Source organism: Arsenicicoccus bolidensis DSM 15745 (assembly GCF_000426385.1).
In the GTDB taxonomy this organism is placed as follows: domain Bacteria; phylum Actinomycetota; class Actinomycetes; order Actinomycetales; family Dermatophilaceae; genus Arsenicicoccus; species Arsenicicoccus bolidensis.
In genome coordinates, this window is record NZ_AUFG01000004.1 from 167,164 (window position 1) to 175,162 (window position 7,999).

General features: G+C 69.5%; 8 protein-coding genes and 3 tRNA genes. 8 read left to right on the forward strand and 3 right to left on the reverse strand.

What is annotated here, in order from left to right; translation table 11 throughout:
- Positions 1 to 2 precede the first annotated feature (2 nt).
- The 5 genes from K313_RS0103980 (at position 3) to K313_RS24125 (ending at position 3,565) form a co-directional block, all read left to right on the forward strand.
- Positions 3 to 2,279 carry a transglycosylase domain-containing protein gene (locus K313_RS0103980; RefSeq protein ID WP_029210529.1) on the forward strand — a complete coding sequence of 759 codons (2,277 nt, stop codon included), beginning with the start codon at positions 3 to 5 and terminating at the stop codon, positions 2,277 to 2,279.
- 64 nt (positions 2,280 to 2,343) lie between these two features.
- Positions 2,344 to 2,416: transfer RNA gene (locus K313_RS0103985), tRNA-Gly, on the forward strand.
- A gap of 37 nt (positions 2,417 to 2,453) precedes the next feature.
- Positions 2,454 to 2,528: transfer RNA gene (locus tag K313_RS0103990), tRNA-Val, on the forward strand.
- Positions 2,529 to 2,717: 189 nt separating this feature from the next.
- The gene (locus K313_RS24120; protein ID WP_205621803.1) at positions 2,718 to 3,218 is read left to right on the forward strand and encodes an alpha/beta fold hydrolase; all 501 of its coding nucleotides are present in this window, start codon (positions 2,718 to 2,720) and stop codon (positions 3,216 to 3,218) included.
- Positions 3,215 to 3,565, forward strand: coding sequence for an alpha/beta fold hydrolase (locus K313_RS24125; protein ID WP_205621804.1), 351 nt, complete (start codon positions 3,215 to 3,217; stop codon positions 3,563 to 3,565). Before K313_RS24120 ends, K313_RS24125 begins: the two co-directional genes overlap by 4 nt.
- 81 nt (positions 3,566 to 3,646) lie before the next feature.
- Here the strand turns inward: K313_RS24125 and K313_RS0104000 are convergent, their stop codons facing one another.
- Entirely contained in the window at positions 3,647 to 4,465 is an 819-nt protein-coding gene (locus K313_RS0104000) for a SigB/SigF/SigG family RNA polymerase sigma factor (RefSeq protein WP_029210530.1), read from the reverse strand.
- Between the two features lie 206 nt (positions 4,466 to 4,671).
- Between K313_RS0104000 and K313_RS0104005 the strand changes: the two genes are divergently transcribed.
- Both K313_RS0104005 and K313_RS0104010 read left to right on the forward strand, forming a co-directional pair.
- On the forward strand, positions 4,672 to 5,070 hold the full coding sequence (locus K313_RS0104005; protein WP_029210531.1) for a TIGR02611 family protein: 399 nt from the start codon (positions 4,672 to 4,674) through the stop codon (positions 5,068 to 5,070).
- A gap of 67 nt (positions 5,071 to 5,137) precedes the next feature.
- A tRNA-Val gene (locus K313_RS0104010) sits at positions 5,138 to 5,214 on the forward strand.
- Between the two features lie 664 nt (positions 5,215 to 5,878).
- Here the strand turns inward: K313_RS0104010 and K313_RS0104015 are convergent.
- Both K313_RS0104015 and K313_RS0104020 read right to left on the reverse strand, forming a co-directional pair.
- On the reverse strand, positions 5,879 to 7,147 hold the full coding sequence (locus K313_RS0104015) for an IS256 family transposase (protein WP_029210532.1): 1,269 nt from the start codon (positions 7,145 to 7,147) through the stop codon (positions 5,879 to 5,881).
- A 147-nt stretch (positions 7,148 to 7,294) separates the two neighbouring features.
- A complete protein-coding gene (locus K313_RS0104020) occupies positions 7,295 to 7,495 on the reverse strand; it encodes a helix-turn-helix transcriptional regulator (protein ID WP_029210533.1) in 201 nt (66 codons plus the stop codon).
- Positions 7,496 to 7,804: 309 nt separating this feature from the next.
- On the opposite strand from K313_RS0104020, the gene K313_RS0104025 reads away from it, so the two are divergent.
- The coding region (locus tag K313_RS0104025; RefSeq protein WP_205621805.1) for a transposase at positions 7,805 to 7,999 on the forward strand (195 nt) is incomplete at its 3' end.

The following is a 7,999-nucleotide window of genomic DNA, read 5'->3' on the forward strand; positions in this document are numbered from 1 at the left end:
CGATGACCATCCCGTATGACGACCGGCCTGGCGGCCGGCAGCCCGCCCCGCGGCGACGGACCCTCACGGCCTGGCTGGTGGGTCTCGCGACGGCCTCCGGCCTCGCCACCGCTGCCACCGTCGCGCCCGCCGTGATGATGACGGGGGCGGCGGCCAACAGCGTCGCGGACTACTGGGACGCGCTGCCGAGCACCCTGCCGATCGAGCCGGTCCCGCAGCGGTCCACGATCCTCGCGGCGGACGGCAGCACCATCGCCACGTTCTACTCCGAGAACCGCGTCGAGCTGCCGCTGGCGCAGATCGCCCCCATCGCCCGTCGTGCCGTCGTGGCGGTCGAGGACGACCGCTTCTACGAGCACGGTGGTGTCGACCTGCGCGGCACCCTGCGAGCTCTGGTCAACAACGCCGGCGACGGGGGGAGGCAGGGCGGGTCGACCCTGACGCAGCAGTACGTCAAGAACGTCCTGCTCAACAACGCCGAGACGGCGCAGGACCGGGCGCGGGCCACCGAGACGACGATCACGCGCAAGGCGCAGGAGGCCAAGCTCGCGGCCGCGCTCAACCGGTCCATGAGCAAGGACGACATCCTGCAGGGCTACCTCAACATCGCCTACTACGGCGACGGGGCCTACGGCATCGGCACCGCCGCGCAGCACTTCTTCTCCGTCCCGGCGTCCAGGCTGACCCTCACCCAGGCCGCGCTCCTCGCCGGGCTGGTCCAGAACCCCTACGGCTACAACCCGATGGTGCACCCCGACCAGGCGATGAAGCGGCGCAACGTCGTGCTGGCGCGCATGCGCGACACGGGGGTCATCACGGCGCAGGAGGCGGCCCAGGCGCAGCGAGCACCGTTGGGGCTCAAGCCGTCCGAGGCCGCCAACGGCTGCACGGCCAGCCGCTACCCGTTCTACTGCCAGTGGGTGAGGGACTCGCTCGAGCGGGACACGACGTTCGGCGCCACCCCCGCGCAGCGCCGCCGGTTCATGAACTCCGGGCTGACGATCCGGACCGCCCTGCAGCCGAAGCTCGCGGACCAGGCCCAGCGATCCGCCGACGAGGCGCTCGGGCGTGACAACCAGTTCGCCGCCAGCGTCGCGGTCGTGCAGCCGGGCACCGGGCACGTCGTGGCGTTCGCCCAGAACCGCTCGTTCGGGCTCGGGCAGGGCCGCACCAACCAGATCTACCCGGCGCTGACGGCCTTCCAGCCGGGGTCGACCTTCAAGCCCGTCACGTATGCCGCGGCGCTCGAGGGCGGCTTCCCCGTCAACGGCGTCCAGGACGCACCGGCGCGCTACCGCCCGGAGAAGCTCAGCTATCCGCCTGGGGGATACCGCAACTCGATGGCTGCCGACGCGGGCCGGCTCACGGCGGGACAGGCGCTCGCGCGCTCGTCCAACACGTGGTTCGTCATGCTGGAGGAGAAGGTCGGCGTCCCCAAGGTCGTCCAGATGGCCAACCGGCTCGGCATGACGCTGCCCGCGGACAAGATAGGGGCGGACGAGGGCTCCACGACGCTGGGCACCCACGACGCCTCACCGATCCAGGTGGCCTCGGTCTATGCGTCCTTCGCCGCGCACGGCAAGGTCTGCAAGCCGGTCGGGATCGTGTCGATCACCGGCGCGGACGGCAAGCCGCGCAAGGCACCCGACCCGCAGTGCCACCAGGAGATCCGGCCCGGCATCGCCGACGCCGTCACCGCCGGCCTCGCCGAGACGGTCGACGGGCCCGATCCCTACCGCACCGGCAAGCGCCTCTCGATCGGGCGCCCGGTCGCCGGCAAGACCGGGACCATGGACGGCAACGCGTCCGTCTGGTTCGCCGGCTACACGCCCCAGCTCGCGACCGCGGTGTGGGTCGGGGATCCCCGTGGAGGCCAGAAGTACCCCATCAACAGCGTGCGGCTCTACGGCCGCCGGATCGGCTCCGTCTTCGGCTCCACGGCGGCCGGACCGATCTGGCAGGACGCCATGCGGTCCATGCACGAGGGGCTCCCCGTCCAGGGCTTCGCGCCCGTCGGGCCGGCCGAGCTGGCCGGCACCCACGCCGTGATGCCCGACGTCCGGGGGCTCGGCCGCGACCAGGCCGTGCGCGTGCTGCAGGACTCGGGCTTCGACGTCACGCTGGCCCCGACGGCTGCGGGACCAGATCCGTTGCGCCCCAAGGATGTCGTGGCCGCGCAAACCCCAGCGCCCGGCACGGCGGTGGGTCTGTCCGGCAAGGCCACGATCACCCTCAGCGCCGGCTCCGACCTGACCGTTCGACTGCCCGACGTCCCGTAACCTCGATTTGGGCCGCACGTCACCCATCGGCTATCGTTTCTACGCGCACCACGGCGTGGTGCAGGCGGACATAGCTCAGTTGGTAGAGCGCAACCTTGCCAAGGTTGAGGTCGCCGGTTCGAGCCCGGTTGTCCGCTCCGACGAGGGGCGCGAGAGATCGCGCCCCTCGCCCTAGGGCGATTGGCGCAGCGGTAGCGCGCTTCCTTGACACGGAAGAGGTCACTGGTTCAAACCCAGTATCGCCCACCACATCAGACCCCCTCTGGCCAGCAGCGATGCGGCCGAGGGGGTTTCGTGCGTCCTGGGTCGAGATGGGCAGGAGGGGGCGGCCATGGTTGACATCGGCGCTGGGTGCGCCAGGCTGGAGCCACGTGGGTGCGAGGTCGCCTGATCCACCGTGCCCGGCAGGAGCCAGTCGATCAGTACGTGGAGGACACGATGCCCACAGCGAGCCTGTCGGCCGGTCAGGTCGAGTATGCCGACACGGGCGGCGACGGCCCGGTCCTGGTGCTCCTGCACGGGGTCACCATGTCGGGCAGCCTCTGGGACGGCGTGGTCACGAGGATGCCCCCGGACGTCCGGTGCATCACGCCGACACTGCCTCTGGGCAGTCATCGCCGTCCGATGGCGCGGGCGGACCTGGTGACGCACCGCGGTGTGTCGGCTCTGGTGGGGGAGCTGCTGGAGGCGCTGGACCTCACGGACGTGACGCTCGTCCTCAACGACTGGGGCGGGGCGCAGTTCCTGCTGGCCGACGGGCCCAACGAGCGCGTGGCCGCGGCAGCCCTGGTGGCCTGCGAGGACTTTGACAACTTCCCCCAGGTCGGCCGGGCAAGGCCATCGCCGACAGCGCCCGCGTGCCCGCGCTGCTGTGGCTGGCGATGCAGCTCCAGCGCTTCGGGTGGTTCCGCCGCGCCCCCGGCGGATGGGGCTGGATGAGCAAACGACCGGTTCCCACGGCCGTCATGGACGAGTGGTTCCGTCCGGCGCAGCAGAACCGCGGTGTGCGCCGAGACCTGCGCATCTTCGCGATGTCCACCCCTGGGGCAGCCGAGCTGTCGGCGCTGGTCGATCGGCTGCCGTCCTTCGACCGCCCGGTGCTGGTGGTGTGGGCGACCGAGGACCGACTCATGCCCCGAGAGCACGGGCCACGCCTGGCCTCCCTGTTCCCCCAGGGCCGCCTCGTCGAGGTCGACGACAGCTACACCCTGGTCCCCGTCGACCGTCCCGAGGTCCTCGCCCAGGAGCTGGTCCAGCTGGCGTCGTCGGTCAGCCCCGGGAGGTAGGGCGACGTCATGGCGTCACGAAGGCCCGGCGCCCTCACCACGTGAGGGGCCGGGCCTTCGGCATACGGGAGGGTCGGTGGCTCAGGCGACCGGGCGCACCGGCATCCGCTGGATGTCCAGGACGTGGCGCAGGCGGCGCAGGATCTGGGACAGCAGACGGGAGACCTGCACCTGGCTGACACCGATCTCGTCGGCGATCTCCTGCTGCGTCATCTCGGAGAAGTAGCGCAGCTCGATGATCTTGCGCTGACGCGGGGTCAGGCAGTCCAGGAGGGTGTGGACGGTCATCTCGTCCATCAGGTTGCTGAGGTCGTCGTCGTCGTCCGGGATCAGGTGGCCCAGCGTCGTGGACGAGCCCTCGCCGGACGGGTGCTCGAGCGACAGCGGCTGGTAGCCGGTGGCGGCGCGCTCGACGTCGGCGAGCTCCTGCGCGGTGAGGCCCAGGGCGTCGGCCACCTCGGTCGAGGTGGGGGCGCGGCCGAGCTTCTGCTCGAGCTCCTGCTGGGTCTCGCGGACGCGCGGACGCAGCTCCTGCAGGCGGCGCGGAGGACGCACCGACCAGCACTTGTCACGGAAGTGCTTGCGCAGCTCGCCGATGATGGTGGGCGTCGCGAAGTCGATCAGGCTGACCCCGTGCGAGGGGTCGTAGCGCAGGACCGCCATGACCAGGCCGAGGTTGGCGACCTGCTCGAGGTCGTCGCTGGGCTCCCCGCGGTTGCGGTAGCGGCTCGCGAGCCGCTTGGCCAGCGACAGGTTGTCGGAGATGACCTTGTTGTAGACGGCCTGCCGCTCCTCGGGCGGGAGGTCGGGAACCGTGGCCAGGAGTCGCTCGGACTCCCCGTCGCCGACGGGCCGAACGTGGGGGAGGCCGAAGACGATGTGGTGAGAAGACGTGCTCAAAGAGAGACCTCGATCGTTATCGGGGTAAGACAGGCCGTCTTCTAGACCTGCGGGCCGGCCGGCACGCGCAGGGACACCCTCGGTACCAACCTTGTCAGCGATACTACCCACGGATGGCGGCACAACCCCAGCTTTACGAAAAACACAGGTTGTGACCGGACGAATCGGGTCAACGACGTGCAGCGATGTGCAAAAGGGGCGCAGGTATGACGGAGCGTGACTGGGCGTGGAGGCGTCGACTGAGGGCGGATCCGCGCAGCCACGCCGTCTATCGGCTCGTCGTCGGAGCCGTCGGTCTGGTCATCGTGGTGGTCGGTCTGATCCTGGTGCCGTTCCCGGGCCCGGGGTGGCTGATCGTCTTCCTGGGCGTCCTGGTGTGGGCCACGGAGTTCGCGTGGGCCCAGCGCCTGCACGAGTGGGGGATGGGGCACCTGCGGCGGTGGAACGACTGGCTCATGCGCCAGGCCGTCTGGGTGCGCGCGGCCGTCGGTCTCGCCACCGCCGCGTTCGTCGGGCTGGTCGTCCTGACGACCATGGCGATCACCGGCGTGCCCTCCTGGCTGCCCGACCCGGTCGAGCGCCCGCTGGCCGATCTGCTGCCCTGAGACCCGATTTCGTGCTGGGCCCCGACACCGGATAAGATGCCGGAGTTGTCCGCCACGGCGGGCGCCTGGACGTGTAGCTCAGTTGGTTAGAGCGTTCGCTTCACACGCGAGAGGTCAGGGGTTCGAGTCCCTTTACGTCCACCAGCCACGATCGGCCTCTCACCTGGGCAAACGCCAGGTCAGAGGCCGTTCGTCTACCTGCTTGCATCGCGAGATGCATCGGATGGGTCGGTTTTTGGCATAGATATGGCCCCGCCACGGCGGTCACCGTGCGGGGCCTGACGAGAGATCTAGGAGGTCTCCCGTGGTTGCCAGCGTACTCGTCTCAGCTCCCGGGCATCTAGTCCCGGTCGAGCGAAAGCATGACTGGAGCGACCTGTGTCGCTCTGTGCGTCCGGGAGACCCGGGCGCTCACTCGACCGCGCCCAACCCCGGTTAGCCGCTCCAGGGGCCCGTCAGGGCCCGGCGCGGCGCTCCAGGGCATCAGCCGCGCGTGACGGTCGCGAGAGTCAACGCCACCCGTCCGAACCAACTCGACCGCCTCCGGTGACTTTCCACCAAGACCCGCAGAACCGGCTCGGGTCGCCCTGTCGCCAGGCTGTGCACGGCCTCGAAGGGGTTCGCGGACAGCCTGCTCTCATTTCGAGGGCGGGCTAGAAGGGTTGGGTCGGCACGACCGTGGTGAGAAGTGAAGGGAGGGTGCCCCAGAAGTCTGTCTTGCGCCAGCGAGTCCACGTGGTTGCGCCCGGTCCCGCGTCGGTCAAGTCCCGGGTAGTGGTGTAGCGCTGCGTGTTCCTTGGTGGGGTGATCAGGCAGTCAGGGCGGGCAGTTCATCAGCTCCGATCTCGGGTTCGGTGGTGGGCACGATGGTGATGCGGGAGCGGGCCAGGACGTCGAGTCCGAGGTAGCGGCGGCCTTGGGCCCATTCGTCTGTTTGCTCGGCCAGGACCGCTGTTTGCTCGGCCAGGACCGCGCCGACGAGCCGGACGATGGCATCGCGGTTGGGGAAGATCCCCACGGATTCGGTGCGCCGGCGGATCTCCTTGTTGAGGCGCTCGGTCGGGTTGTTCGACCAGATCTGGGTCCAGATCTCTTTGGGGAACGCAGTGAACGAGAGCAGGTCGGCACGAGCACGGTCGAGGTGCTCGAACACCTCGGGCAGCTTCTCCTGGCCGTAGTCCAGGAGACGGTCGAACTGGGCGTGGACCGCGGTCGCGTCGGGCTGGTCGTACACGCTGTGCAGCATGGCCTTGACCGCTGGCCACATGCTCTTGGGGGTCACGCCCATCAGGTTGAACGCATAGTGGGTGCGGCACCGCTGCCAGCTGGCGCCGGGCAGGTTCGCCGCGATCGCCTCGACCAGCCCGGCGTGGGCGTCGGAGGTGACCAGCCGGACCCCGGTCAGGCCGCGGGCTGCCAGGTCGGCGAAGAACTCGTTCCACGCGGCCCCCGTTTCGGCGGTGGCGACCCGCATCCCGAGGACCTCGCGGTGGCCGTCGTTGTTCACCCCGGTCGCGAGCAGCACGACCGCGTTGATCACGCGGCCACCTTCACGGACCTTCATCGTCAGCGCGTCGGCGGTCACGAACGTGAACGGGCCGGCATCACCAAGGGGTCGGTGGCGGAAGTCCTCGACGATGGCGTCCAGGTCGGCGGCCATGCGAGAGACCTGGGACTTCGACAGGCCGTCGATGCCGAGGGTCTTGACCAGCTTGTCCATGCGGCGCGTGGACACGCCAGCGAGGTAGCAGTCGGCCACGACCGTGATCAGCGCGGACTCCGAACGCTTGCGGCGCTCCAGGAGCCACTCGGGGAAGTAGGTGCCCTGGCGGAGCTTGGGGATCGCGACGTCGATGGTTCCGACCCGGGTATCGAGGTCGCGGTGCCGGTAGCCGTTGCGCTGACTCGTGCGGCCCGGTGTCGGCCGGCCGTACTCGGCACCGACGACAGCGTCGGCGTCCGCGGACAGCAGGGCATTGATGATCGACTGCAGCAGGTGCCGCATCAGATCCGGGCTCGCCTCGGCCAGGGCTTCACCGAGCAGGCCGGCAGGGTCGACAATATGGGGAGCGGTCATCGTGATGTTTCCGTTCGAGAGAGCTGTGAGAGGTTCACTCGAAGGATCACGCGGTGGCCGCGCCCTCGTCCGACGTACACGCCGGAGACGACGACCTCAGCGACCGCGCTACACCACTATCGGGGACTCAACTCCCGCGTCAGCGGGTCAGTAGATGGGGATGCGCTCGAACAGCCGGTCGACATCCTCGGGCTTGACCCGGAGGGATCGAGGTCCGCTGCGGTAGGCCGGGAGTCGACCGTCGGAGATCCGGCGTCGCAGCGTCTTCACGCTGAAGCCCGTGCGCTCCGCAGCGGATGCCAGGGTCTCAAAACGGTGGGTCGTCTCGTGGTCAACGTGCGTCGTCATGTGACCCAAAGCCGCTCGGCTCGCCCTGGGCGTTCAGCAAAGCCGGCCCAGCCAATAGAGCGTCCTCGAGTGTCTCGATCACGTTGCGTCCCGCGTCGACAGACGGGGACGGTCGCCCGCCTGTCGGGCTGCGTGCGTGTGCTCGCGTGACTAGGCTGACGGGGGCACGCCACGCCTTGCGCCCGAAGGGCTCAAGAGTCCCGTGGAGTGGTGGGGTTTGGGGAGTGGGTGTGGCTCCCTGACGTAGAGGGGTCATCGGCGAGATGCTCGGTGTGTACCGCCAAGTACTCACCAGAGGAGATCTCACCGATGACCCTTCCCCAGTCTGCCGTGTCCGACCTGCTGGAGGCACTTCGCGCCGGCGAGGGCGTGGACCTGGTGCGCGAGTCCGTGCGCATGGTCCTGCAAGAGCTGATCGAGACCGAGGCCGCGCAGGTGATCGGCGCCGCCCGGTACGAGCGCGCACCGGGGCGGACCACCGAGCGCAACGGCAGCCGCCCGAAG